This is a genomic window from Variovorax sp. R-27 (genome assembly GCF_049913215.1).
GTDB lineage: Bacteria > Pseudomonadota > Gammaproteobacteria > Burkholderiales > Burkholderiaceae_C > Variovorax.
Genome location: NZ_CP183984.1, coordinates 3,342,862 through 3,366,429 on the forward strand (window position 1 = coordinate 3,342,862; position 23,568 = coordinate 3,366,429).

At 67.1% G+C, this 23,568-nt stretch carries 24 protein-coding genes; 16 read left to right on the forward strand and 8 right to left on the reverse strand.

The annotated features are described in order from the left end of the window. Window positions 1-31 precede the first annotated feature (31 nt). Window positions 32-526 carry a RidA family protein gene (locus tag ACN9MV_RS15605; RefSeq protein ID WP_426393011.1) on the forward strand — a complete coding sequence of 165 codons (495 nt, stop codon included), beginning with the start codon at window positions 32-34 and terminating at the stop codon, window positions 524-526. Here ACN9MV_RS15605 and ACN9MV_RS15610 read toward each other — a convergent pair. After that, window positions 523-1,587 (reverse strand): DUF72 domain-containing protein, encoded by a 1,065-nt coding sequence (locus ACN9MV_RS15610; protein WP_426393013.1) that lies wholly within the window; start codon window positions 1,585-1,587, stop codon window positions 523-525. The genes ACN9MV_RS15605 and ACN9MV_RS15610 overlap by 4 nt on opposite strands. 62 nt (window positions 1,588-1,649) lie before the next feature. Here ACN9MV_RS15610 and ACN9MV_RS15615 point away from each other — a divergent pair, with 62 nt between their 5' ends. From ACN9MV_RS15615 to ACN9MV_RS15650, 8 genes are all read left to right on the forward strand, one after another. Beyond that, entirely contained in the window at window positions 1,650-3,131 is a 1,482-nt protein-coding gene (locus ACN9MV_RS15615; protein ID WP_426393014.1) for a sensor histidine kinase, read from the forward strand. Next, complete coding sequence (locus tag ACN9MV_RS15620; protein ID WP_426393016.1) at window positions 3,128-3,766, forward strand: response regulator transcription factor; 639 nt, start codon at window positions 3,128-3,130, stop codon at window positions 3,764-3,766. The genes ACN9MV_RS15615 and ACN9MV_RS15620 overlap by 4 nt, the downstream gene beginning before the upstream one ends. A gap of 117 nt (window positions 3,767-3,883) precedes the next feature. Further along, the gene (locus ACN9MV_RS15625; RefSeq protein WP_426393018.1) at window positions 3,884-4,384 is read left to right on the forward strand and encodes a GlcG/HbpS family heme-binding protein; all 501 of its coding nucleotides are present in this window, start codon (window positions 3,884-3,886) and stop codon (window positions 4,382-4,384) included. Next, window positions 4,384-5,082, forward strand: coding sequence for an ankyrin repeat domain-containing protein (locus tag ACN9MV_RS15630; protein ID WP_426393019.1), 699 nt, complete (start codon window positions 4,384-4,386; stop codon window positions 5,080-5,082). The genes ACN9MV_RS15625 and ACN9MV_RS15630 overlap by 1 nt, the downstream gene beginning before the upstream one ends. Before the next feature lie 43 nt (window positions 5,083-5,125). Beyond that, window positions 5,126-5,770 (forward strand): FMN-binding negative transcriptional regulator, encoded by a 645-nt coding sequence (locus ACN9MV_RS15635; protein WP_426393020.1) that lies wholly within the window; start codon window positions 5,126-5,128, stop codon window positions 5,768-5,770. A 1-nt stretch (window position 5,771) separates the two neighbouring features. Further along, entirely contained in the window at window positions 5,772-6,008 is a 237-nt protein-coding gene (locus ACN9MV_RS15640) for a hypothetical protein (protein WP_093074537.1), read from the forward strand. After that, window positions 5,998-7,107: a tRNA adenosine(34) deaminase TadA gene (tadA, locus tag ACN9MV_RS15645; RefSeq protein WP_426393022.1), complete on the forward strand. Its 1,110-nt coding sequence runs from the start codon at window positions 5,998-6,000 to the stop codon at window positions 7,105-7,107. The genes ACN9MV_RS15640 and tadA overlap by 11 nt, the downstream gene beginning before the upstream one ends. Continuing rightward, window positions 7,104-8,075, forward strand: coding sequence for an LD-carboxypeptidase (locus ACN9MV_RS15650; protein WP_093074533.1), 972 nt, complete (start codon window positions 7,104-7,106; stop codon window positions 8,073-8,075). The genes tadA and ACN9MV_RS15650 overlap by 4 nt, the downstream gene beginning before the upstream one ends. Window positions 8,076-8,134: 59 nt before the next feature. Here ACN9MV_RS15650 and ACN9MV_RS15655 read toward each other — a convergent pair whose 3' ends face one another. After that, on the reverse strand, window positions 8,135-8,473 hold the full coding sequence (locus tag ACN9MV_RS15655) for a hypothetical protein (protein WP_093054829.1): 339 nt from the start codon (window positions 8,471-8,473) through the stop codon (window positions 8,135-8,137). A gap of 311 nt (window positions 8,474-8,784) precedes the next feature. Here ACN9MV_RS15655 and ACN9MV_RS15660 point away from each other — a divergent pair, with 311 nt between their 5' ends. The 5 genes from ACN9MV_RS15660 to ACN9MV_RS15680 all read left to right on the forward strand — a co-directional run bounded on the left by ACN9MV_RS15660 (window position 8,785) and on the right by ACN9MV_RS15680 (window position 14,119). Beyond that, window positions 8,785-9,732, forward strand: a complete 948-nt coding sequence (locus ACN9MV_RS15660) for an adenylate/guanylate cyclase domain-containing protein (RefSeq protein ID WP_093054831.1) — start codon at window positions 8,785-8,787, stop codon at window positions 9,730-9,732. 131 nt (window positions 9,733-9,863) lie between these two features. After that, the gene (locus ACN9MV_RS15665) at window positions 9,864-10,214 is read left to right on the forward strand and encodes a hypothetical protein (protein WP_426393025.1); all 351 of its coding nucleotides are present in this window, start codon (window positions 9,864-9,866) and stop codon (window positions 10,212-10,214) included. 210 nt (window positions 10,215-10,424) lie between these two features. Beyond that, window positions 10,425-12,257 carry a DUF1800 domain-containing protein gene (locus ACN9MV_RS15670; protein ID WP_426393027.1) on the forward strand — a complete coding sequence of 611 codons (1,833 nt, stop codon included), beginning with the start codon at window positions 10,425-10,427 and terminating at the stop codon, window positions 12,255-12,257. Between the two features lie 27 nt (window positions 12,258-12,284). Then, on the forward strand, window positions 12,285-13,751 hold the full coding sequence (locus ACN9MV_RS15675; protein ID WP_093054837.1) for a DUF1501 domain-containing protein: 1,467 nt from the start codon (window positions 12,285-12,287) through the stop codon (window positions 13,749-13,751). A gap of 5 nt (window positions 13,752-13,756) precedes the next feature. Then, window positions 13,757-14,119: a hypothetical protein gene (locus tag ACN9MV_RS15680; RefSeq protein WP_426393029.1), complete on the forward strand. Its 363-nt coding sequence runs from the start codon at window positions 13,757-13,759 to the stop codon at window positions 14,117-14,119. On the opposite strand, the gene ACN9MV_RS15685 is transcribed toward ACN9MV_RS15680, so the two are convergent. Next, on the reverse strand, window positions 14,092-15,003 hold the full coding sequence (locus tag ACN9MV_RS15685; protein ID WP_426393031.1) for a LysR family transcriptional regulator: 912 nt from the start codon (window positions 15,001-15,003) through the stop codon (window positions 14,092-14,094). The genes ACN9MV_RS15680 and ACN9MV_RS15685 overlap by 28 nt on opposite strands. A gap of 102 nt (window positions 15,004-15,105) precedes the next feature. On the opposite strand from ACN9MV_RS15685, the gene ACN9MV_RS15690 reads away from it, so the two are divergent. After that, complete coding sequence (locus tag ACN9MV_RS15690) at window positions 15,106-16,089, forward strand: aldo/keto reductase (RefSeq protein WP_093173820.1); 984 nt, start codon at window positions 15,106-15,108, stop codon at window positions 16,087-16,089. 36 nt (window positions 16,090-16,125) lie between these two features. Further along, a complete protein-coding gene (locus ACN9MV_RS15695) occupies window positions 16,126-16,956 on the forward strand; it encodes an SDR family oxidoreductase (protein ID WP_426393172.1) in 831 nt (276 codons plus the stop codon). A 10-nt stretch (window positions 16,957-16,966) separates the two neighbouring features. On the opposite strand, the gene ACN9MV_RS15700 is transcribed toward ACN9MV_RS15695, so the two are convergent. The 5 genes from ACN9MV_RS15700 to ACN9MV_RS15720 all read right to left on the reverse strand — a co-directional run bounded on the left by ACN9MV_RS15700 (window position 16,967) and on the right by ACN9MV_RS15720 (window position 23,501). Further along, window positions 16,967-17,323 (reverse strand): response regulator, encoded by a 357-nt coding sequence (locus ACN9MV_RS15700; RefSeq protein WP_093074520.1) that lies wholly within the window; start codon window positions 17,321-17,323, stop codon window positions 16,967-16,969. After that, window positions 17,320-18,549 (reverse strand): hybrid sensor histidine kinase/response regulator, encoded by a 1,230-nt coding sequence (locus ACN9MV_RS15705; protein ID WP_426393034.1) that lies wholly within the window; start codon window positions 18,547-18,549, stop codon window positions 17,320-17,322. The genes ACN9MV_RS15700 and ACN9MV_RS15705 overlap by 4 nt, the downstream gene beginning before the upstream one ends. Further along, on the reverse strand, window positions 18,539-19,156 hold the full coding sequence (locus ACN9MV_RS15710) for a chemotaxis protein CheB (RefSeq protein ID WP_257014769.1): 618 nt from the start codon (window positions 19,154-19,156) through the stop codon (window positions 18,539-18,541). Before ACN9MV_RS15710 ends, ACN9MV_RS15705 begins: the two co-directional genes overlap by 11 nt. Continuing rightward, window positions 19,153-19,938, reverse strand: coding sequence for a CheR family methyltransferase (locus ACN9MV_RS15715; protein WP_426393173.1), 786 nt, complete (start codon window positions 19,936-19,938; stop codon window positions 19,153-19,155). The genes ACN9MV_RS15710 and ACN9MV_RS15715 overlap by 4 nt, the downstream gene beginning before the upstream one ends. A gap of 86 nt (window positions 19,939-20,024) precedes the next feature. Beyond that, entirely contained in the window at window positions 20,025-23,501 is a 3,477-nt protein-coding gene (locus tag ACN9MV_RS15720) for a response regulator (protein ID WP_426393036.1), read from the reverse strand. Window positions 23,502-23,568 lie beyond the last annotated feature (67 nt).

The window sequence follows — 23,568 nt, forward strand, 5'->3', positions numbered from 1 at the left end:
CGACAATGACGCTCCCCTTCACGGAACAGCCATGACAGCAGAAAAGACCCGGGACCAGATCGCCGACCAGATTGCCGCCGAACTCGGCCACAGCTTCGACGGCGAAATCATCGCCGGCGGCCACTACGTGCCGCTGGTGCGCGACGGCCGCACGATCTACCTCAGCGGCCAGGTGCCGCGCGTGGGCACCACGGTGGTGGTTACCGGTCGCGTCGGCGACGCGGTGTCGCTCGACAAGGCCCGCGAAGGCGCGCAGATCAGCACACTGCGCAGCCTCGCGCTGCTGCGGCGTGCGCTCGGTTCTCTCGATGCCGTCGAGAAGGCCTTGCGCGTCGGCGTATTCGTGCAGTGCACAGCCGACTTCACCCAGCAGAGCGAGGTGGCAGATGCCGCATCCGACCTGCTGCACCGCGTGTTTGGCGATGCCGGCGTGCATGTGCGCACGGCGGTCGGTGTCTATGCGCTGCCGAAGAATGCGACCGTCGAGGTCGAGATGACGGTCGCTGCCAAGCAGAACATCGGCTAACGCGATGTCAGGCCGGTGAGGTCGCGCGCCAGTTGGGCGATGGTCAGCGGTGCGCAGCCTTCGGCGTTGTTGCTCACGGTGACGAAGGCGTTCTGGCCTGCACGGGTGGTGCCCGCAATCACTTTGGCCAGTGCCTCGCGCGTCTCGGGATCGGGGTCGACGATCTTGTCGAAAGGGCCGTAGAGCTTTTCCGCGTCTTCATAGCCGAAGCGGCCGTGGCGCCGGTGCAGGTTCCAGCGGCACACCAGCGGCCCGGGCCACAGCGCGCGCAGCATCGGCAATTGCTCTTCGATGGGCGGCATCTTGGCGTGCAGGCCCATGCAGAAGGTGGCGCGCACGCTGCGCAACATTTCGGCGAAGGCGGGGTTCAGCAGTTGCGGGTCGCGCACCTCGACGGCGATCACTGCGTCGGGCGCGACCGATGTGAGGTCGGGCAGCGATTCGAGCATTGCCGCGATGCGCGCGAGCAGCGCGGGCTGGTCGGTGAGGATGTGCCCGGGAATCGGGCTCAGCTGGAACACCAGCACGCCGATGCGATGGCCCAGGCCTTCGAGCGCGGGCAGCACGAATTCCTGCCGCGCGATCTCGCTGCTGAGGAACATTGGGTTGGCCTGCATGCCGCGTCCGCTTTCATCGCGCACGGTGGCATCGGTGACAAGGCTCGGCGCTTTCACGACGAAGCGGAAGTCGTCGGGCACCATGGCCGCGTAGCGTGCGTACTGGCTGGCTGTGAGGGCGCGGTAGAAGTTGCGGTCCAGGCTCACTGTGCGGAACAGCGGGTGCTTCGCCAGTGCGGAGAGGCCGTTTTTCGACAGCACGGTCTCGGCGTATTCGCCGTCCCACACCAGGTTGGCCCAACCCGGATAGCTCCACGACGAGGTGCCTAGCCGCAGCTTGGGCGGCAGTGCTGCGGCGAGCTCGACCAGCTCCGGGTCGGTGGGCGCGGGCTCGACCGTGCCGGTGCGCGATTTCTTTTTCGCGGGTGGCTCGGGGGCGGGGGCCGCAGCCGCCTCTTGAGGGCGCGGCAGTTCGGGGAAAAGGGAGTCCTGTACTTCAGCCATGTCTGGGCCCGCATTCTGGGCCAACATCGAAGGCGCCTGCCGCGCCGGGCACAATCCGCGCCATGAAACAGTGGTTGCGTACGCAGGGTGGTTGGTGGCTGGCATGGCTGGCGCTCACCGCCGTGGGCGCGGTGTGGATCGCGCGCGCAGAGCTGGCGCAGATGCATCAGGACTTCGAGACCGACGTGCGCATCGCGCACCGGCTCCTGAGCCAGCAGATGGTGCAGTACGACGCGGTGCTGGCCACGCTTGCGCTGCTGGAGCCAAGCACCGGCGCGGACCATCCGGAGCAGCGCCTGCCCTCGGTGTACTCGTCGATCCTGCGCGTGCAGCGGCGCGACCGCGACGAGCCCTGGTCAGACGGCGCGCAGGCCGCTGCACTGGCCGCAGCGGAGGCGCGCTCGCGCAGCCAGCAGCGCGCAGAGTTGGCGGTTCTCGACCTGGCCCACGGCCGCTACGTTCTGGTGATCGGCGCCACACCGTTCAGCTATGCACTCGACATCGACCTGGCCGGCTCCGTGCCGTGGCGCGACTGGCCTATGAACCCGCAGCGCAGCCCCGTGCGGCTGAGCCTGCAGCGCGACGGTCAGCAACTGGTGCTGCAACCCGGCGTGCCGGCCGCGAACGGCTGGCGCTTCGACCTGACAAAGCCACTGGCGTCGCCGAGCCAGCCGTTCGACCTCGTTGCCGAGCGGCAGGTGGGCTGGGGAGAACTGCCGTGGCGTGGCATCGCCGGTTGGGCCGTGGCGATTGCGGTGTTGCTGGCGGGCCTGTGGGCCGCGCAGCGCCAGCGCGTTGCGCGGCGGCGGGCCGAAGAACTGCTGCGGCTCGGGCAGGTCGCACGGCTCAATGCGCTGGGCGAGTTGTCCGCCGGCCTGGCGCACGAACTCAACCAGCCGCTCACGGCTGTGCTGGCCAACGCGCAGGCTGCGCGCCGCCTGCTCGACGACGACCCTCCCGACCTGGCCACGGCACGCGACGCGATGGGGCAGGCCGTGGAGCAGGCTCGCCGCGCGGCCGGTGTGGTGGGGCGCCTTCGCCGCGTCATCGAGCGGCCCGAGGCGGGTGGCGAAGAAGCGAAGCCGCTGGTGCTGCAGGAGGTAGTGCGCAGCGCCATGCACCTGCTGGTGCCGGAGTTCACCAAACACGCGATCAACGCGCAGTTCGATGCCACTGCGCAGGCGCCGGTGCGCGTACAGGCCGAGGCGGTGGCGCTCGAACAGATCGTGCACAACCTGCTGATGAACGCGCTGCAGGCGCTCGATCTCGTGCCGGCGGCCGAGCGGCGCCTCGTCGTATCCGTCGGCCGCAATGGGCAGGAGGGCGTGCTGACCGTGACCGACAACGGACGCGGCATCGCCCCCGAAGCCCTTCCGCGCCTCTTCGAACCTTTCTTCAGCACACGCGAAGGCGGGCTGGGCCTCGGCCTGAGCCTCAGCGAAACGCTGGCCAGCGGCATGGGCGGCAGCCTGAGCGCGGCCAACGCCTCGCCGCGCGGCGCGCGCTTCACCTTGCTGCTTCCGCTTGTTGCGCCGTCTCAATGAACATACCGAGCACCCATCAGCCGCAATCCCCGCTGGTCCACCTGATCGACGACGACCAGGCGGTGCGTGACAGCCTGTCGCTGCTGATCGGCACGGTCGGCCTGCGCGTGCAGGCCTGGGCCGATCCGCAGGTCTTCATCGACGGTTTTGATCGCGCGAGCGTGGGCGCCATCGTGCTCGACGTGCGCATGCCCGGTATCAGCGGTCTTACGGTGCTCGACCGGCTGGTGGCGCAGGGTGTCGACCAGCCCGTGATCATGCTGACGGGCCACGGCACGGTCGAGATGTGCCGCCGCGCCTTCAAGGCAGGGGCAGCCGAGTTCCTCGAAAAACCTGTGGACGACGAGCAGCTGCTCGAGGCGCTGCAGCAGGCGGTGCGGCAGCACGTGCGCTCGCGCCAACGCTCGCAGGCCGACAACGCGGCGCGCGAGCGGGTGGCACAGTTGTCGGAGCGCGAGCGCGAGGTGCTGGCCTTCATCGTGCAGGGGCTCACCAACAAGGAGATTGCGCGCACGCTGACGCTGTCGCCGCGCACGGTCGAGACGCACCGCGCCAACCTGTTCGCCAAGCTCGACTGCGATTCGCTCGCGCAGCTGATCCGGCGCTATGCCGTGCTGGTGGACAGCGCTCCGTAGTTCTACGGAGCGCCGGGCGTAGCCGTACGAATGGCTACGGCGGCGCATGTTTTCTACAGTGGCGCAGCTGTCGGCAACAGCCGGCGCAACCACCCGTTTCACTGGAGAAAACTAACAATGCAATCCGTCCTTCGCCTCGGCGGCCTCGCCGTTCTGCTCGCCGCTTCCGTCGCCCAGGCCCAGACGCCCGCACCTGCGGTGCGCACCGAAAAGAACATGTCGCTCGTGCTGGCCAACCAGATCGCGGCCGAGGCCGTGGCGGCCTGCGCTGCCAACGGCTACAACGTGGCGGCCACAGTGGTCGACCGCGCCGGGACCGTGCGTGCTGTGCAGCGCGCCGACAACGCCGGCCCGCACACGCTGGCATCGAGCGAGCGCAAGGCCTGGACTTCGGCTTCGGCCAAGAGCCCGACGCAGGCCATGATGGAAGGCGCGCAGAAGAACCCGGCCGCCGCCAACCTGGTGTACCTGCCGGGCTTCCTGGTGCTGGGTGGCGGTGTGCCGATCAAGTCGGGCAATGAAGTGATCGGCGCGGTTGGCGTGGGCGGCGCGCCCGGCGGCCACCTCGACGAGCAGTGCGCCAACGCGGCGCTCGAGAAGGTCAAGGGCCTGCTCTGATGACGGCACGCGGTATCTGGTCGGGGGTGCTGGCGGCTGCGCTCGGGTTGGGCGTGACGGTAGGCGCGCTCGCCCAGGTGCCGCCGCTGGCGGCCGAGGTGCTGGCCTACGAAGGGCTGCACCAGGCTGCGTGGCATGGCGACCTGCCAAAGCTGAAGGCGCTGATCGCCTCGGGCGCCAATCTCGATGCGCGCGACACGCGCGGTCGCACGCCGCTGCATGTCGCCACGCATGCGCGGCAGCGCGAGGCGATCAAGCTGCTGGCCAAGGCCGGCGCCAACCTCGACCTGCTCGAAGACGACCGCTACGACGCGGTCACCATCGCCTCCGTGGCCGACGATGCCGCGACGCTCTCGCTGCTGCTGTCGCTCGGCGCCAAGGCCGGGCAGACGACGAGCCGCTACGACGGCACGGCGCTGATCGCCGCCGCGCACCTCGGGCACGACGAAGTGGTGCGCAGGCTGATCGCCGCCGGCGCGCCGCTCGACCACGTCAACAACCTGCACTGGACGGCAGTGATCGAATCCATCGTGCTCGGCGATGGCGGCCCGCGCCATCAGCGCACGCTTGCCGCGCTGGTCGATGCCGGCGCCAATCTCAAGCTGGCCGACCGCCAGGGCAACACGCCGCTGCAGCTGGCGAAGGCGCGTGGCTACATCGCCATGGTGAAACTGCTGGAAGCTCCGCGCGCAAGATAGGCGGCTCGGGGACAATGGCGTTTCTCCACGAGGAAACCGTCCCATGTACATGCCCCCGCAGTTCAATGCCAAGGACCCGGCCATCGCGCTGGAACTGATGCGCTTGCACCCGTTCGCGAGCCTGATCTCGAACGACGACGACGGACTGCCGTACGTCACGCACCTGCCACTGGTGGCCGAGCAGCGAGAGGGCGATGAGCTTGTGCTGTGGGGCCATTGCGCCAAGCCCAATCCACACTGGCGTTACTTGCAGGCGCGGCCCAAGGCGGCGGTGACCTTTCTCGGTCCGCATTCGTACCTTTCGCCCTCGGTCTATCCCGACCTGGCCCGCGTTCCGACGTGGAACTACCTGGCCGTGCACTGCACCGTCGAGGCTCGGCTGATCGAGGAGCCGTCCGAGAAGGACGCACTGCTCAAGAAGCTCATCGGCGAACACGAGCCCGCTTACGCGCAGCAATGGCGCGACCTGGGCGAGGAATTCCAGCTCAAGATGCTGGCCGGCATCGTCGGCTTCGAGCTGCGCGTGACGGCGCTGCAATGCAAGATCAAGCTCAACCAGCATCGCCGCGAGTCGCATGCGGCGATGCACGCGGTCTACAGCGCAGGCACGCCGGACGAGCAGGCGCTTGCCGTGTGGATGGATCGCCTCGGCATGAACGCCGCGGCAACCGTGGCGGAAGGACGCTGAGATGCGCGCGTTCGGGCTGATCGGCCTTGTGCTGGCGCTGGTGATCGTCGGGCTGGTCGCGAAGAAGCAGATGACGAGCATGGCTTCTTCCACGCGGCCGGCCGTGCCCGGCGTTGTCGCACCGGCCGCCGGCGAAGCGCCTGCGAATGCGCGCGATCAGGCGCAGCAGGTGCAGCAGCAAGTCAAGGAAGCGCTCGACGCGGCGGCGAAGGCGCGGCAGATGCCGGATGACAACTGAGGCCCTTCCAACGCTGGCGGCGAAAGACGAGCACTGGATGGCGCTCGCGCTCGCCGAGGCGCGGCTTGCCGCCGAGGCGGGCGAGGTGCCCGTCGGCGCGGTGCTGGTCAAGGATGGCCAGCTGATCGCGACGGGGCGCAACACGCCGGTCGCGCAGCACGACCCGAGCGCGCATGCCGAGATCAACGCGCTGCGCGCTGGCGCCGCTGCGCTTGGCAACTACAGGCTCGACGGCTGCGAGCTGTTCGTCACGCTCGAGCCTTGCGCGATGTGTTCGGGTGCCATGCTGCATTCGCGCCTGGCGCGCGTCGTGTATGGCGCGGCCGATCCGAAGACCGGCGCGGCCGGCTCGGTGCTCGATCTCTTCGCCGAGCCGCGGCTGAACCATCACACGCAGGTGCAGGGCGGCGTGCTGGCGCAGGAATGCGCTGCAGTGCTGCAGGCCTTCTTCCAGCAACGCCGAAGCGCCGCGCGCGCACAGGCCGAGCCCTTGCGCGACGATGCGCTGCGCACGCCAGCGGAACGCTTCGACGCATTGGCCGGCTACAGCTTCGCACCGCAGTACGTGCAGGACCTGCCGAGCCAGCAGGGCTGGCGCATGCACTATGTCGATGAAGGTGGCGACGCCGCCTGCTGCCTGTGCTTGCACGGCCCCGGCGAATGGGGCTACTTCTTCCGGCATCTCGCGGGCCTGCCCGGGCTGCGCACGCTCGTGCCCGACCTGATCGGCTTCGGCAAGAGCGACAAGCCCAAGCGCGAAGCACCGCATCGCCTCGAATGGCACCGCGACGTGCTGCTCGAATGGCTGGCCCGCGTGCAGCCCGCACCGGCGACCATGGTGCTCGCGCACAGCGCGGCCGCCGCCGACCTGGCCGCGCTGCTGATGGCCGCGGCACCTGAACGCTTCGCGGCGGCGCTCGCCGTACCCGAGGGCGATGAGCACATCGAAGACGCATGGCGCGCACCTTTCCCCGACCGTGGCTACGAAGCCGCGCTGCGCGCGCTCGGCCCCATCGCCACATCGTCGGGACCAACGCTGGTGCAAGCCCGAACGTTCGTGCTGCAGGCGCGAAACGCAATGGGATACTCGAACACGTGACCAAACACATCTACATCTATTCCCCCTCCAGCGCGGTGCGCGACAAGGCCGCCTTCCGGCGCGGCGTGAAGCGGCTCAAGGCACTGGGCCATGAAGTCGAAGTCGACGATGCGGCACTCTCGGTGCATCAACGCTTTGCGGGTGACGACGCCACGCGGCTCGCCGCGATTTCACGCGCGGCCGCGAGTGGCGCCGACGTGGCGCTCATTTCACGCGGTGGCTATGGCCTCACGCGCATCCTCGACGCCATTCCGTACAAGGCCGTGGCCAAGGCGATCGACAAGGGCACCGAGTTCGTCGGCTGCAGCGACTTCACCGCACTGCAGAACGCACTGCTGGTCAAGACCGGCGCCGTGACCTGGTCGGGCCCTGCGGTCGGCGAAGACTTCGGTGCCGAGGCCGGCGCTGACGACATCATGGAAGCCTGCTTCGACGACCTCGTTACGGGGCAGGGCGAAGGCACCGGCTGGCGCATGCCGGCGCGCGATGCAGACCTGAAGTTCAAGCCCGTGCAAGACGCGGTGCTGTGGGGCGGCAACCTTTGCGTGCTGGCCAGCCTGATCGGCACGCCGTACTTTCCCGTGGTGGACAAGGGCGTGCTCTTCATCGAGGACATCAACGAGCACCCGTACCGTATCGAACGCATGCTCGACCAGTTGAAGATGGCCGGTGTGCTGGCGCGCCAGCGCGCCATCGTGTTCGGGCAATTCACGGGCATTCGCAAGGCGCCGGGCTACGACCGGGGCTTTGGCCTGAACACGGTGATCGACCGGCTGCGCGCATCGCTCAAGGTGCCTGTGCTGGCGGGACTGCCGTTCGGCCATGTGCCCACGAAGGTGCTACTGCCCGTGGGTGCGAAGGTGTCGATGGCGGCGGAGGGGCGCGATGTCTTTCTCGTCTGGGGTCATCGTCACACGCCAGCGCATGACGATCATCACGGCCATGACCATCATCATCACGGCCACTGACCCGGCCATGGGGGAAGAAAGCGGGAAAAAGAAAACGGCCCCGAAGGGCCGTCGCAACTTCAACCGTTGTTGTTGGTAAAGCGCTGATGCGCGCGAGGCCCCATCGAGCCGGGCAATCCGCCCTTGAACATGCTGTTGATGGTTTTCATCTGGCGGCGTGCGGCGGTTTCACCGTCGATGGCGCTCAACGCCATCATCACGTCCTGCCGCAGGTACCAGAGGGCTTCGACGTCGGCCGCAAAGCGCACGCGCTGGCTCACGCGCTGCACCGAGTGGCCGCCATGGCCCTGGAGCACCGACAGCATCGCCGTGCGAATGCGCCCCAGCTGACTTTCCGTCGCCTGGCGGGATCCGAAGCCGGGTACGTTCAGCAGACGAAGAATGCGGCGGAAGAGCATGGGGACGAAAAGCGTATTGCCGGAAGCCAGAACGGCCGCTACCTTAAGCCTCAGTTAACCATTTCACAAGATCTGAAACGGTGTTTCTTGTCTGTAAACAACACGCTTTACTTAGCGTATTTAACAGACGTTGTATTTTGTAATCCAAAGTACTACAAATTGAAGAATGCCCCTCTTGCATCTGCTCCGTTGCCCGCGGCTTATACCTATATGGTCAACACGATAGGTGCGAAGACCGTTTCTCCCGTGCGTAAATGAACGTATGCCCTGAGCATTTACAACCTGCGATAGAAATCGAGAATCACAACAGTATGGGTGTCAATTCCACAGTCGTATTCGCGGACTTGACGGGGAGCACCAGGGTCTTCGAGGCCATGGGGAATGCTCGAGCCACCGAGACCGTGACGCGGCTGACGCAATGGATCGGCGGCGTGTGCCAGGCGCACGGCGGACGGGTGGTGAAGTCGCTCGGAGACGGTGTGTTCGCCATCTTCACCAGCGGCGCCGCCGCCACGCACGCGGTCGTCGAGCTGCAGCGCTATCACCAGAAGCGCCTGCTCGCATGGCCGGCGCCGCTACGCATGGCGCTGCAGATCGGCGTGGCCAGCGGCGAGGTGGTCGAGGTCGAGGGCGATTGCTACGGCGACGCCGTCAACCTGGCCTCGCGCCTGAGCGACCTGGCCGGCCCCGGCCAGATCTGGGTGACCGACGCCGTCATTTCCCAATTGCGCGAAGGCGCGGTGCAGCACCGCGACCTGGGCCTCATCAACATCCGGGGTCGAAGCGAGATGTCGGTCGTGCACCGGATCGACTGGCAGGAAGAGGTGACGAGCTTCCTCACCGTGCCCGCCGCGCTCGCCCCGCTGCGGATGCCGGATTCTTCTTTCGGCCAGATCGAGCTGGCCTGGCTCGACGTGCGGTCGATGTTCCGCACCGAAGAGCTCCCGATTCATCTGGGTCGCGTCGACGACGCGCAGTTCGTGGTCAACGACCCCCGCGTCTCGCGGCTGCATGCGCGCATCGAGTTGCGGCAGGGCAGTTGCGTGCTGATCGACGTCAGCACCTATGGCACCTGGGTGCGCTTCCACGGCAACGGCGGGCCGAGCACCGAGATTGCCCTGCGGCGCGAAGAGTGCGTGCTGCACGGCCGCGGTGAAATCGGCCTGGGCGCGCCGCTCAGCGACTTCAGCGCGCCGACCATCGCCTTCAACACGAACAGCGGCGACGTGATGTTGTCGCGCCGCGAAATCGCGGGTTGAGCGTTGGTTGCAACGTACCGCGCGGCAGTGACGTTTGGCAACCAGCCTTCGCGGTGACGGGTGCACCACGGGTACACGTCGGGCGTTGCGTATCAACCTGGGCGCTGTCCGCCCTTGGCCTTGGAGCCTCAGTGAACTTCAAACATCAATCTTCTGTTTTCAAGTGGGCCGCAATCGGTGCCGTCGTTGCCGGTGCATTGCTGGCCGCGGGTGCCGCCAACGCGCGCGGAAGCTGGTCAGTACAGATCGGCACGCCCGGCTATGTCGCCGGCGGCTACCCGGCGCCGTACTACGCACCCCCGCCGGTCTATCCGTATCCGGCCCCCATCTATTACGAGCCACCTCCGCCGGTCTACTACCGGCCGCCGCCACCGGTGTACTACCGCCCGGCGCCCATCTACAGCCCGCCGCCCGGCCGCATCTACTACGGCCCCGGCTATCCCTATCGTCCGCCGAGCGGCTGGGACGACGAGCGCGACTGACGACTGGCACTGTCACCTGAATGTTTGCTGAAACATTGGCATGTGCGCTGGCATGCCAATTTTGTTTCAAGGGGTGACTAAAAAGTCACATTGGCACACATTTATGTGGTGACTTCGCCAGTTTTAGACACCCGTCCAGCTGTTTTCCGCAGGGCATGCCGCTTGCCTTGATTGCTCGACCGGCGTTGATGCGCCGCAGGAGCGAGGAACATGGTGGAACAGTTCGAGGCCGGCTGCGCAAGCCCGGTCGACGAGGTGGTGCGCGTTACTGCGCCGCCTGCGCATGCAGCAACAAGAACGACGGCGGCAATCGATGAAACAACGCGGCCCCTGAAGGCCGCGGCTGCGTTCTCCATCGCGGCGGCACTGGCCGCATGCGGTGGTGGCGGAGGAGGAGGCGGCTCTTCCGGTGGCTTCGGCTTCCCCATCGGCGGCAGCCCCAATCCGGGCGAGCAGCCCGACACCGGCCCCTATCACTACACCCAGGCGCAGAACGACGCGGAGGCCGCGCGCTTCTTGTTGCACGCCCAGTTCTCGGCCTCGGATGCAGAGATCGCCGCAGTGCGCGCCAAGGGCTACATGCCATGGCTCAGCGAGCAGTTCAGCGCGGCGCGCGAGCCCACGGCCTGGGAATGGGTCAACGGCAAGACCTACGGCACCGTCGACACCGACGCGATGATCTGGCGCCAGCTCATGGTCGCAGCCGACCCGGTGCGCAAGCGCATGGCACTGGCCCTCAGCGAAATCTTCGTGGTCTCGGGCACCGAGATCGGGTCGAGCTGGCCCACAGCCATGATGGCCCAGTACTGGGACACGCTGGCCAACGGCGTCACCGGCAACTTCCGCCAGCTGCTTGAAGACGTCTCGCTGAATCCCGCGATGGGCTTCTATCTCAACACCCGCGGCAACCGCAAGGAAGACGCCTCGGGCCGGCAGCCCGACGAGAACTACGCGCGCGAAGTCATGCAGCTCATGACCATCGGCCTGTACCAGCTCGAAGCCGACGGCACGGTGAAGACCGGCGCCGACGGCCAGCCGCTCGAAACCTACGTGCAGAGCGACGTGTCGAACCTCGCGCGCGTCTTCACCGGCTACGACCTCGACATCCGCTCCGCGGAGCGCAACGCCTTTCTTCCGCCCGCTGCAAGCAGCCGCATCGAGACCAACGCCTGGACCACGCGCCCCATGGCCTACACGGCGGGCAACCACTCGATGCTCGAAGCGCGCTTCCTCGGCGCCACCGTGCCCGCCGGCACACCCGGCCCGGCGGCGTTGAAGATCGCGCTCGACACGCTCTTCAACCACCCGAACGTCGGCCCCTTCATCGGTCGCCAGCTCATCCAGCGGCTGGTTACCAGCAACCCCAGCGCGGCCTACGTCAAGCGCGTGGCCGACATCTTCGCCAACAACGGCGCGGGCGTGCGCGGCGACATGAAGAGCGTGTTCGCGGCTGTGTTGCTCGACGACGAGGCACGCGGCCCCACCGGTCTTTCCGACCCGAACTTCGGCCACCTGCGCGAACCTATGCTGCGGCTCGTGCAATGGGGCCGCACCTTCGGCATCGGCTCGGCGCAAGACACCTGGGCGATCGGCAACACCTCCGACACGAGCCAGAGCCTGGGCCAGTGTCCGCTGCGCTCGCCCTCGGTGTTCAACTTCTTCCGGCCCGGCTACGTGCCGCCCTCTACCGCCATCGCCAGCAACAAGCTGGTGGCGCCCGAGTTCCAACTGGTCAACGAGACTAGCGTGGGCGGCTACCTCAATTTCATGCAGGGCATTCTGCAGAACGGCTTCAACAGCAAGGACGTGGTGGCGAACTACGCGGCCGAGAAGACGCTGGTGACCGATCCCGCCGCGCTGGTGCGGCGGCTCAACCTGCTGCTCACGGGCAACCAGCTGTCAGCCGCCACGGTGGCGTTGATCACCGACGCGCTGACCAAGGCGCCGCTGCTGAACCCCACCACCGACGCCCGCAAGCTCGACCTCATCTGCGCCGGCGTGCTGCTGGTGATGGGCTCGCCCGAATACCTCGTCCAGAAGTAATAAAGAAGAAGCCGGAGCGAACCGACCATGCACCTGATAAATCCTGCCCAGCATTCGCGCCGCGCCTTCCTGCGCCGCACGGGCCAGCTCGCGATGGCCGGCACCGCGCTGCCGTTCGCGCTCAACCTCGCCGCCATGGGTGAAGCCGCTGCGCAGGCCGCGCCCGGTGACGACTATAAGGCGCTGGTCTGCGTCTTCCTGTTCGGCGGCAACGACTACGCCAACACCCTCGTCAACTACGACGCCGACAGCTACGCGAAGTACAGCGCCATCCGCGGCGCCATCGCGCTGCCGTCCGATGCGGCTCTCGCAGCCACCGAGCTCAAGCCCGCCGTCTCGCTGGCCAACGGACGCAAGTACGCGCTGAACCCGGCGATGACCAAGCTCGCGACGCTGTTCGACGAAGGCAGGATGGCGGTGCAGCTCAACGTCGGCCCGCTGGTCAAGCCACTCACGCGCGCGCAGTTCAACAGCTCCAACCGCAAGGACTTCCCGATTCCGCCCAAGCTGTTCTCGCACAACGACCAGCAGTCGATCTGGCAATCGTCCTCGCCCGAAGGCTCCACCATCGGCTGGGGCGGCAACCTCGGCGACCTGATGCTGGCCGGGCAGCGCAATGCGTCGCTCTTCACCTGCGTCTCGGTGGCGGGCAACGCGGTGTTCCTGTCGGGCGACGAGGCGCTGCAGTACCAGGTCGGCACGCGCGGCGCGGTGCGCATCAACAGCGTGAGCAGCGCCACGGGCAACGTCTACGGCTCGTCGGCGGTCAAGGCGGCCATGCAGCAGCTGGCGCAGCAGGCGCGCAGCCACACGCTGGAGAACGAATACAACAAGGTCACGCTGCGCGCGGTCGAGGCGGAAGGCAAGATCACCGCCGCCATTCAGCCCGACGACCTGAACGGCAACTTTCCTACCGGCAACAACCTGGCCGACCAGCTCAAGATGGTGGCCCGCCTCATTCGAGGGCGCGTCTCGCTGGGCGTGAAGCGCCAGGTGTTCTTCGTTTCCATGGGCGGCTACGACCTGCACGACGACCTCGACACGAAGCAGGGCGGCCTGATGCTGCGGCTGTCCGAGGCCATGTTTGCCTTCCAGCGGCAGATGAAAGCTCTGGACATCGACGACAAGGTGACGGCCTTCACCGCCTCCGACTTCGGCCGCACGCTTTCGAGCAACGGCAATGGTTCCGACCACGGCTGGGGCAGCCATCACTTCGTGGTCGGCGGTGTCAATGCCGTGAAGGGCAAGGCGTTCTACGGCACGCCACCGCCGGTGAGCATCGGCAACACTGCTGCCGACGACGACCAGTGGCATGTCGGCCAGGGCCGGCTGCTGCCGACCACCTCGGTCGACCAATACGCGGCCACGCTGGCCAAGTGGTTCGGCGTGCCTGACGCGGACCTCAACGGCATCCTGCCCAACCTGAAGAATTTCAACAACGTGACTGCGCCGAGTGGCATCAGCTATCCGCGCGATATGGGGTTCATGACATGAACGCAATGAGCAGCATGACCGCCATCGGCGGCCTCAACGGCATGGAAGGTGGGGCCAGCGTGAACTTCAGCGCGGACCCTCCCGAGGCGCCCGCACCGGCGCGCAGCAAGGCCGTGACGCACGTGCGCCCCTTCACCAGCGTCGAGGCCGCCATCGCGGCACTGGAATCGCTGGACCGCGAGCTCAAGAAGTTCGAGCTCGCGGTGGCCGACAGCCTGCAGGACTACCTGGGCGTGCAGATGGCGCAGATCACTGACTGCGCGCTCGCACGCGGCTGGGAGCCGGTCAGCTTCCTGCAGAAGGACGGATTCCGCGTGTATCGCTACGAGGCCATGCGCAGCTACAAGGGGCGTAGCAAGAGGCGCTGAGCTTCCGGAGGCCGCAACGCCTCCACGACGAGCATCAAGGCTGGCGAAGCGCGTCGGCCGGCATAGTAGGCGTGATACCCGTCAAAGGTTGCCGCCCAATCATCGAGTACCGGCACCAGCCGGCCTGCCTCGATGTGTTTCTCGACGAGGTCGGAGGGCAGCCATGCCAGCCCGTGCCCGGACAGCGCCGCGGCGACGATCAGCTCGCTCGAGTTGAAGACGAGCCGGCCCGTGACGTGCGCGTTGACGCCTTTCCGGCGCCGCGTGAATTCCCATTTCAGAAGGCCGCCGTGGGATGCCAGGCGCAATCCGATGCAGTCGTGCAGGGTCAGATCCTGCGGGGTAGACGGCCGGGGGTGGCGCGAGAAGTAGTCGGGGCTGCCCACCACGGCCATGCGCATGTCGGGCGCGATGCGTACGGCGATCATGTCCTTGGCCACGTCGCCGCCCAGTCGCACGCCGATGTCGAAGCGCTCGGCAACGATGTCGGTGAAGCGGTTGTCGCCGCTGATCTCCACCTTGATGTCGGGGTACAGGGGCAGCCATGGTTGAAGCCTGGGCCAGATCAAGGTTCGCATCGAGTGTTCGGTCGCCGTGATGCGGACCATGCCGGCGGGCTTGCCGCGCATCTCGCCCAGAACGGCGAGTTCTGCTTCGATGTCCTCGAAACGCGGGCCGACGGCTTGGTACAGGCGTTCGCCCGCTTCCGTGGGCGCGACGCTGCGCGTGGTCCGGTTGAGCAGCTTCAGGTCGAGGCGGCGCTCCAGCGCGCGGACGGTCTGGCTGAGCGCGGACTGCGTCACCCCAAGCTGGGCCGCCGCGCGCGTGAAACTGCCTGCGCGCACCACGGCCGCAAAACTGGCCAGGTCGTCGAAGCGTGCCATTGATTAGCCTGCCTTCTAGGTACATGTCGATCCAGCAGTCTAGTCATTGGCAAGCAGGCTGCCTAAAGTTCTTGTGATCGGTTAGCGACAAGGACACACACCATGAAAACACGTCAACTGGGCCGCGGCGGCCTCACCGTTTCGGCCCTCGGTCTCGGCTGCATGGGCCTGAGCTTCGGCTATGGGCCGGCGACCGGCACGGCCGAAGCGGTCAAGCTCATCCGCGCGGGCTTCGAACGCGGGATCACGTTTTTCGACACGGCGGAAGTCTATGGGCCCTTCGTCAACGAAAGCGTGGTCGGGGAAGCGCTGGAACCTGTGCGTGACCAGGTCGTGATCGCGACCAAGTTCGGGTTTCGCGAGGGTGACGCCGGCAAGGGCCTCGACAGCCGGCCGGAACGCATCCGGCAGGTGGCCGACGAGGCGCTGAAGCGCCTGCGCACCGACCGCATCGATCTGTTCTATCAGCACCGTGTCGATCCGCAGGTTCCGATGGAAGACGTGGCGGGCGCCGTGAAAGACCTGATCCGCGAAGGCAAGGTGAAGCACTTCGGTCTTTCCGAGGCCGGCGTCGACAGCATTCGCCGCGCGCACGCGGTTCAGCCGGTCGCCGCCCTTCAGAGCGAATATTCCCTGTGGTGGCGCGAGCCGGAGAAAGAGATTCTTCCGCTGCTGGAGGAGCTGGGCATCGGCTTTGTGCCATTCAGTCCGCTCGGAAAGGGTTTCCTGACGGGAGCGATCGACGCGCAGACATCGTTCGGCGCGACAGATTTCCGCAGCACAGTGCCTCGTTTTGCACCGCAGGCGCGCCAGGCGAATCGCGCCCTGGTCGATGTTCTGGCGGAGATCGCCGCGCGCAAGCAGGTCACGCCTGCCCAGCTTGCACTTGCCTGGCTGCTCGCCCAAAAGCCGTGGATCGTGCCGATTCCCGGCACGACGAAGTTGCTCCGCCTCGAGGAAAACGCCGGCGCCGCCTCTGTCGTGTTGTTGCCGGAAGACCTGAAGGAAATCGAGGCGGCCGTCTCGGGTGTCCAGGTCCAGGGCGACCGCTATTCGGCGGATCGACAAAAGCTCGTCGGCCGCTGAGCGATGACGACTGACGCCGAGCAAAAGGAATTGATCATGACCCAAGTAGTTGTTGTCATCGGAGCTGGGTCCATCGGCCAGGCCATCGCCCGCCGTGTCAGCGCGGGCAAGCACGTTCTGCTCGCCGACTTGCGGCAGGAGGGGGCCGACGCAGCGGCCAAGGTGCTCGCGGATGCCGGCTTCGAAGTGAGCACGGCAGTCGTGGACGTGTCTTCGCGCGCCTCGGTCCATGCGCTCGTGGAGACGGCCACCGCGCTTGGCAGCGTCACCGGCCTGGTCCACGCTGCGGGCGTTTCTCCTTCGCAGGCATCGCCGGCCGCGATCCTCAAGGTCGACCTGTACGGCACCGCGCTCGTCCTGGAAGAGTTCGGCAACGTTGTCGCGGAAGGCGGCGCTGGCGTCGTCATCGCGTCGCAGTCCGGACACCGCCTGCCAGCGTTGAGCCCCGAACAGAATGCGGCTCTCGCGACGACGCCGACAGAAGACTTGCTTGTGCTGCCGATGCTTCAGCCCGAGCAGGTGAAAGACTCCCTGCACGCGTACCAACTTTCCAAGCGTGGAAATTCCCTGCGGGTCATGGCGGAGGCCGTGCGATGGGGCAAGCGTGGCGCCCGGGTGAACACCATCAGCCCCGGCATCATCTTCACGCCGCTCGCAAGAGACGAACTGACAGGCCCTCGCGGCGAAGGCTACCGGCGCATGATCGAAGCGTCGTCCGCCAAGCGCGGCGGCACACCGGACGAGGTCGGCAACGTCGGCGCGCTGCTGATGGGGCCAGACGGCGGCTTCATCACCGGCAGCGACTTCCTCATGGACGGCGGCGTCACCGCGGCCTACTGGTACGGAGAGCTCGCTCCGGCGAAGTGACTCGCCAGGCTCAGGTCTGCGCCAGGATTCGCCCCAGCTCGTCGATGTCGATCGGCTTCTGCAGATGGTGGTCGAACAGCCCCTCGGCCGCCTTGCCGCCCGCATCCTGCGCCGAGAAACCCGAGATCGCGACCAGCAGCTTCGGCGTGCCTTCCGCCGTGCTCGCGCGCAGCCGTCGCGCGACTTCCGTGCCCGGAAGGTCGGGCAGCGTGAGGTCGATCAGCGCGGCGTCGAAGCTTTCGGCCGCTGCCGCGTCGAGCGCCTGCTGCGCGGTGTAGGTGCAGCGGGCGGTGTGGTCGTGCAGGCTCAGCAGCTCCTGCAGCAGATCGGCCGCGGCCTTGTTGTCGTCGACGATCAGCACGTTCACAGAGGTGTCTCCTTTTGGGGGTCGGCCGGGGGTGCCGGTGGTTGCAGCGGCAGGTCGACCACGAAGCGCGAGCCTTCGCCCGGTGCGCTTTCCACGCCGATCTGCCCGCCGTGCAAGGTCACGATCTTGCGCGTGATGTAGAGCCCGAGGCCCAGCCCCGCGGCGTGCTTGCGGCTGTCGTCGGTGCGCTCGAACTGCTCGAAGATGCGGCCCTGGTCTTCGGGCGCAATGCCTATGCCCTGGTCGCGTACGGCCACCTGCGCGGTGTTTCCCACTTGCTGCACGACCATCTCGACCGGCTTGCCGCCGCCGTAGCGCAGCGCGTTGGTCAGCAGGTTGGTCAGCACCTGTTCGATGCGGAACTCGTCCCATTCGCCGCGCAGTTCGGCCGGCGCCGCGAGCGTGATGACCGAGCCCGCGGCCTCGGCCTGGTGCCGCAGGCTCTCGACCACCGCCTGCGCCAGCGTCGCGAGGTCCACCGGTGTGGTCTTGATCGACAGCGCGTCGCGCCGCATGCGGGTGACGTCGAGCATGTCGTCGATCAGCCGCACCATGTTGCGGATCTGCCGCTGGTCGCGCTCGATCATCGTGGGCAGCCGCTCGGGCGTGAAGTTGGCGAGGTTGCCTTTCGACAGGTGCAGCTGCCGCAGCTGCGCTTCGAGGTAGAGCGTATTGAGCGGCGTGCGCAACTCGTGCGACACCATCGACATGAAGTCGTCGCGCATGCGCACGGCGCGTTCCAGCTCGTGCTGCGTCTGCTGCAGCTGCTGCACCAGCTCTTCCTGTTTCTTGTGCGCGGCCGCGAGCGATTCCATTTCGTGGCGCAGCGCCTTGCGGTGCTGGTACAGGTCGACGAACACGTTCACCTTGCTGACCACCGCGTGCGGGTCCAGTGGCTTGTGCAGGAAGTCGACCGCGCCGCTCTCGTAGCCCTGGAAGGCGTAGTTCAGCTCGCGCCCGGCGGCGCTCACGAAGATGATGGGAATGTGCCGCGTGCGCTCGGTGCCGCGCATCAGCTCGGCCAGCTCGAAGCCGTTCATGCCCGGCATCTGCACGTCGACGATGGCGAGCGCGAATTCATGCTCCAGCAGCAGCGCCAGCGCCGCATCGGCCGAGTCGGCCCGGTACACGAGGCGCCCCGGGGCGCGGATCAGCGCCTCCAGTGCCAGCAGGTTCTCCGGCAGGTCATCGACGATCAGCAGCTTGCTTTCGATGTCAATGTTCATGGGCGGCCTCCAACTGGAGCAGCAGCGTGCGCAGTTCGCGCAGGGGGAGCACGTAGTCGGGAATGTGGCGCGCAATGGCGGCTTGGGGCATGGTTGGAATGAGAGCTTCTTTCGGTTCCTGGACGGCGGTGAGTCCGCCGGCCAGATGAATGCGGTGCAGGCCTTCTGCGCCGTCGTCGTTCGCGCCGGTCAGCAAGAAGCCGGCAAGGGCGGGGCCGTAGACGTCGGCGGCGGAGCCCATCAGCACGTCGATGGACGGGCGCGAGAACAGCACCGGCGGCTCGCAGCTCAGCGAGAAGGTGCGCTCGCGCTCGATCGACAGGTGGTAGCCGGGCGGCGCGAAGTACAGGCTGCCGGCCGCCAACGGCATCTTGTCGTTGGCCTCGTGCACCGGAATCGGCAGGCGCTGCGCGAAGATCTCGGCGAGATGGCTCTCGTGATCCCCGGGCAGGTGCAGCACCACGGCCATCGGAATGTGCCAGCCTGCGGGCAGGTCGTGCAGCAGCGTGGAGAGCGCATCGATGCCGCCGGCCGAGGCGCCCAGCACCACGGCGTCGACGCGCTTGCGAACGGGGGAGCGAAGGTGGCGCTGCATGTGGCCCGTCATGCGGCCTTCTTGCGGTAGATGCGCTCGACGCGCGCGTGCGTGTCGAAGCGGTCGGAGTAGCCCGAGAAGTCGATGCTCTCCTTCGAGCCCAGACCGAGAAAACCGCGGTGCGACAGCGACTCGTGGAACAGGCCCAGCGCCCGGTCCTGCAGCTCCCGGTTGAAGTAGATCAGTACGTTGCGGCACGACACCAGCTGCGTTTCCGCGAACACGCTGTCGGTTGCCAGGCTGTGGTCGGCAAAGATCACGCCGGCGCACAGCGAGGGGTCGAAGCGCGCGGCGTCGTAGGCGGCGGTGTAGTAGTCGGAGAACTCGCCGCGTCCGCCCGCACGCTGGTAGTTGGTGGTGTAGCCGCGGATCGCTTCCAGCGGAAAGATGCCCTGGCGCGCCTTCTCCAGCGAGGCGGGGTTGATGTCGGTGGCGTAGATCTGCGTGCGCGCGAGCAGGCCCTCTTCGCGCAGCAGGATGGCCAGCGAGAACACTTCCTCGCCCGTGCTGCAGCCCGCCACCCACACCTTGACGGACGGGTAGGTGTGCAGGATCGGCACCACGTGCTGGCGCAAGGCCAGAAAGTAGGCCGGGTCGCGGAACATCTCGCTCACCGGGATCGTCAGGAACTGCAGCAGCCGGCCGAACAGCGACGGGTCGCGCAGCACCCGCTCCTGCAGCGCCGAGATGCTCGGCAGCCCGAGCTGGTCGAGCGCGTGCAGCACGCGGCGCTTCTGCGAGGCCACGGTGTAGTTGCGGAAGTCGTAGCTGTACTTGAGGTAGATCGCCTCCATCAGCAGGCGCAGTTCGATCTCCGTGTCGCTCAGCGGATGCAGCGGCGGCGTGTGCGTGACGGTCTTCGAGGTGCCGTGGCGTGTTGTCACAGGCGCTCCATCTTCGGCATCCACACGCGCAGCAGCGAGAACAGGCGCTCCAGGTCCACCGGCTTGGCGAGGTAGTCGTTGGCGCCGGCGGCAAGGCATTGCTCGCGGTCGTCCTTGGTGGCCTTGGCGGTGATGGCGATTACCGGCATCTTCTCGAAGCGCGGGTCGCCGCGCAGGCGGCGCGTGGCTTCCAGGCCGTCCATCTCCGGCATCATCACGTCCATCAGCACGAGGTCGATCTCGCTCACCTGGTCGAGCCGCTCCAGCGCCTCGCGGCCGTTGCGGCCGATCTCCACGATGGCGCCGCGCTGCTCCAGCGCGCTGGTCAGCGCGAAGATGTTGCGCACGTCGTCGTCCACCAGCAGGATGGTGCGGCCCTCGAAGATGCGGTCGCGCCCGCGCGCCGTCTTCAGCATGCCCCGGCGCTCGCTGGAAAGCTCGGCCTCCACCTTGTGCAGGAACAGCGTCACTTCGTCGAGCAGGCGCTCTGGGGAGCGCGCGCCCTTGATGATGATCGAGCGCGAGTAGCGCTGCAGCTCGGCTTCTTCGTCGCGCGTGAGGTTGCGCCCGGTGTAGACGATGACCGGCGGGAACGACACGATTTCTTCCGCCGCCATGGCCTTGAGCAGCTCGCTGCCCTGCATGTCGGGCAGCTTCAGGTCGGTGATCATGCAGTCGAACACGCGGGTGCGCAGCAGCTCCAGCGCTTCTTCGCCGGAGCCGACGGCAACAATCTCGATGTCGTCGTCGCCGATCAGCCTGATGACGCTCTCGCGCTGCAGCTCGTCGTCTTCCACCAGCAGCACGACCTTGACCTTCTGCGTGAGCTTTTCTTCCAGCCGGCCGAACACCTTCATCAGTTCGTCGCGCGTGGCCGGCTTCAGCGCATAGCCGATGGCGCCCATCTGCAGCGCCGCGCCCTGTACGCCTTCGGCGGCGGACACCACGTGGATCGGAATGTGGCGCGTGTGCGGCGAATCCTTCAGCCGCTGCAGCACGTCGAGGCCGGTGCTGTCGGGCAGGCGCATGTCGAGCAGGATCGCGTCGGGCAGGAACTGCGTGGCCAGTTCGAAGCCATCGGCCGCGCCGTGCGCCACCAGGCAGCGGTAGCCCAGCTCGTGCGCCAGGTCGTAGAGGATGTGCGCGAACTGCGGCTCGTCCTCGATCACGAGCACGCGGCGCACCTGGTCGCGCGGGATGGAGCGGTCGTCGGCGAACTGCGGTGCGGGCACCGGGGCAGGGGGCTTCGGCGCCAGCGAGGCAACGGATGGCGCCTGCGCGGGCCGGGGCGTGTAGACCGCCGATGGCTGAAGCGCTGCCGGCGAAGCCTGTGGTGCCTTTGCCGGAAGTTGCAGGACGAAGGTGCTGCCCTGGCCCGGCTCGCTCTGCACCGTGAGCGTGCCGCCCAGCAGCTGCGTGAGGTCGCGCGAGATCGACAGGCCCAGCCCGGTGCCGCCGTAGCGCCGGCTGGTGGTGCCGTCGGCCTGGCGGAAGGCTTCGAAGATCAGCTCGTGCTGCTGCGGATCGATGCCGATACCCGAGTCGGACACCGCAAAAGCGGCGCCACCGTCCGCGGTCGGCGAGACGGTCAGCGCCACTTCGCCGCGCTCGGTGAACTTGATCGCGTTCGACAGCAGGTTCTTCAGGATCTGCTCGACGCGCTGCCGGTCGGTGACCAGCGAGACCGGTGCATCGGGCCGCACTTCGAGCTTGAAGCTCAGGTTCTTCTGAATCGCAAGCGGACTGAACGTGCTCTCCAGGCTGCGGCCCAGCTTGGCGAGCGTGACGTCTTCGGGCACCACCTCGAGCTTGCCGGCCTCGACCTTCGCGATGTCGAGGATGTCGTTGATCAGCACCAGCAGATCGTTGCCCGACGAGTAGATCGACTCCGCGAACTTCACCTGCTCCGGCGAGAGATTGCCCTGCGGGTTGTCGCCCAGCAGCTTGGCGAGGATGAGCGCGCTGTTGAGCGGCGTGCGCAGCTCGTGCGACATGTTGGCGAGAAATTCCGACTTGTAGCGGCTTGCGCGCTGCAGTTCGTCGGCGCGGTCTTCGAGGTCGCGCTGCACGCGGCGCAGCGCGGTGTTGCGCTGGTCCAGTGCCTCGGTGCGTTCGGAGAGCTGGCTGTTGGTCTGCTCCAGTTCGGCCTGCTGGTTCTCCAGCATGGCCTGCGAGGCGCGCAGGGCGCGCGACTGTTCTTCCAGTTCTTCATTGGCGGTGCGCAGCTCTTCCTGCTGCACCTGCAGTTCCTCGTTGAGCTGCTGGGTTTCGCCGAGCACCTCCTGCAACTGCTCGCGGTAGCGAGCCGCCGCCAGCGAGGTGCCGATGTCGTCGGCCACCAGGTCGATCAACTGGCTGCCGCGGTCGTCCAGCGCGCCTGGCAGGCCGAGCTCGACCACGCCGTTGACCATGCCGCTGCTTGCAACGGGTACCAGCAGCACGGCCTTGGGCGCCATCTCGCCAAGGCCCGAGTTGACCTTCAGGTAGTCGGCATCGACCGGGTCGACCAGCATGCGCCGGCGCTCGGCAGCCGCCTGGCCCACCAGGCTTTCGGTAGGGGAGAAAACCTGCGGCGTGGCCTCGGCCGCGCTCGAAAAGCCGTAGCTCGCCGCCCGGCGCAGCGGGCCGTGGCGCTCGCGCACGTACATGGCGCCAACCGAGGCGCCCAGGTAGCGTGAGAAGAACGCGAGCACCTTGCGGCCCATGTCCGGCGCGCTGAGTTCGCCGACCAGCTCGCCCACCAGCCCGGTCTGCGCGTTGCGCAACCAGGCCTCGTGAGCGAGCCGTTCGGCGTGCGCAGCTTGTTCCTTCAGCACCACGTCGTAGCTGTCGGACAGCAGCACCAGCTGGCGCCGCCCGAAGTAGGCCATCAACCCGGTGAAGCTCAAGGTGAACAGCAGGAACAGCCCGACGACCCACCAGGCAGTGCTGTTGGCCGCGTTGTTGCGCTGGAAGCGCAGGGCCTGCTCGGTCTCCATGAAGGCGGTGAACTCGGCGCGCATGTCGTCCATCAGCCGCTTTTCGTCGCCGAGGCGCACGGCGGTCTGCGTGCCGCTGCTGGCGTCGCGCGCGGCAATCATGCCGTTGGCAAATTCGAGCCAGGCTGTCTGCAGCGTGGCGAGGCGATCGATGCGCTCCACCTGCTGGGGGTTGTCCGACACCAGGTTGCGCAGCCCGACCGTATCGCCCTTGAGGCGGGTCAGGGCGCTTTGATAGGGCTCCAGAAAGCTCCGCTCACCGGTGATCAGGAAGCCGCGCACGCCGGTTTCCATGTCGATGGTGCGGCGCTGCAACTCGCTGGCGGCGCGGGTGACACGGTCGGTGTGCTCGACCCAGCCGATGGTGTTGAGCAGGAACAGGATCAACCCCACGAACACCACGGCGCCGAACACGCCGCCGATCAGGGGCAGCTTGATGTTCCGGCTGAGCAGGCGCTCGAAGTCGTCGGGGTCGATCGCGGTGGGAGTGTTCATCGGTCGCAGTTGTAGGCAAAACTTGTCAAGTTTTGTCGATAAATCGAAGACGCCCTGTCGGAGAAGG

Coding starts and splice junctions, on each gene's coding strand:
- ACN9MV_RS15655 (WP_093054829.1), bottom strand. CDS start 8,473: ATGCTCTTCCGCCGCATTCTTCGTCTGCTGAACGTACCCGGCTTCGGA.
- ACN9MV_RS15720 (WP_426393036.1), bottom strand. CDS start 23,501: ATGAACACTCCCACCGCGATCGACCCCGACGACTTCGAGCGCCTGCTC.
- ACN9MV_RS15640 (WP_093074537.1), top strand. CDS start 5,772: ATGCGCGCGTTCGGGCTGATCGGCCTTGTGCTGGCGCTGGTGATCGTC.
- ACN9MV_RS15675 (WP_093054837.1), top strand. CDS start 12,285: ATGCACCTGATAAATCCTGCCCAGCATTCGCGCCGCGCCTTCCTGCGC.
- ACN9MV_RS15680 (WP_426393029.1), top strand. CDS start 13,757: ATGAGCAGCATGACCGCCATCGGCGGCCTCAACGGCATGGAAGGTGGG.
- ACN9MV_RS15625 (WP_426393018.1), top strand. CDS start 3,884: ATGCAATCCGTCCTTCGCCTCGGCGGCCTCGCCGTTCTGCTCGCCGCT.
- ACN9MV_RS15715 (WP_426393173.1), bottom strand. CDS start 19,938: ATGGAGGCGATCTACCTCAAGTACAGCTACGACTTCCGCAACTACACC.
- ACN9MV_RS15620 (WP_426393016.1), top strand. CDS start 3,128: ATGAACATACCGAGCACCCATCAGCCGCAATCCCCGCTGGTCCACCTG.
- ACN9MV_RS15690 (WP_093173820.1), top strand. CDS start 15,106: ATGAAAACACGTCAACTGGGCCGCGGCGGCCTCACCGTTTCGGCCCTC.
- ACN9MV_RS15630 (WP_426393019.1), top strand. CDS start 4,384: ATGACGGCACGCGGTATCTGGTCGGGGGTGCTGGCGGCTGCGCTCGGG.
- tadA (WP_426393022.1), top strand. CDS start 5,998: ATGACAACTGAGGCCCTTCCAACGCTGGCGGCGAAAGACGAGCACTGG.
- ACN9MV_RS15610 (WP_426393013.1), bottom strand. CDS start 1,587: ATGGCTGAAGTACAGGACTCCCTTTTCCCCGAACTGCCGCGCCCTCAA.
- ACN9MV_RS15710 (WP_257014769.1), bottom strand. CDS start 19,156: ATGACGGGCCACATGCAGCGCCACCTTCGCTCCCCCGTTCGCAAGCGC.
- ACN9MV_RS15695 (WP_426393172.1), top strand. CDS start 16,126: ATGACCCAAGTAGTTGTTGTCATCGGAGCTGGGTCCATCGGCCAGGCC.
- ACN9MV_RS15685 (WP_426393031.1), bottom strand. CDS start 15,003: ATGGCACGCTTCGACGACCTGGCCAGTTTTGCGGCCGTGGTGCGCGCA.
- ACN9MV_RS15605 (WP_426393011.1), top strand. CDS start 32: ATGACAGCAGAAAAGACCCGGGACCAGATCGCCGACCAGATTGCCGCC.
- ACN9MV_RS15670 (WP_426393027.1), top strand. CDS start 10,425: ATGGTGGAACAGTTCGAGGCCGGCTGCGCAAGCCCGGTCGACGAGGTG.
- ACN9MV_RS15660 (WP_093054831.1), top strand. CDS start 8,785: ATGGGTGTCAATTCCACAGTCGTATTCGCGGACTTGACGGGGAGCACC.
- ACN9MV_RS15615 (WP_426393014.1), top strand. CDS start 1,650: ATGAAACAGTGGTTGCGTACGCAGGGTGGTTGGTGGCTGGCATGGCTG.
- ACN9MV_RS15635 (WP_426393020.1), top strand. CDS start 5,126: ATGTACATGCCCCCGCAGTTCAATGCCAAGGACCCGGCCATCGCGCTG.
- ACN9MV_RS15705 (WP_426393034.1), bottom strand. CDS start 18,549: ATGAACATTGACATCGAAAGCAAGCTGCTGATCGTCGATGACCTGCCG.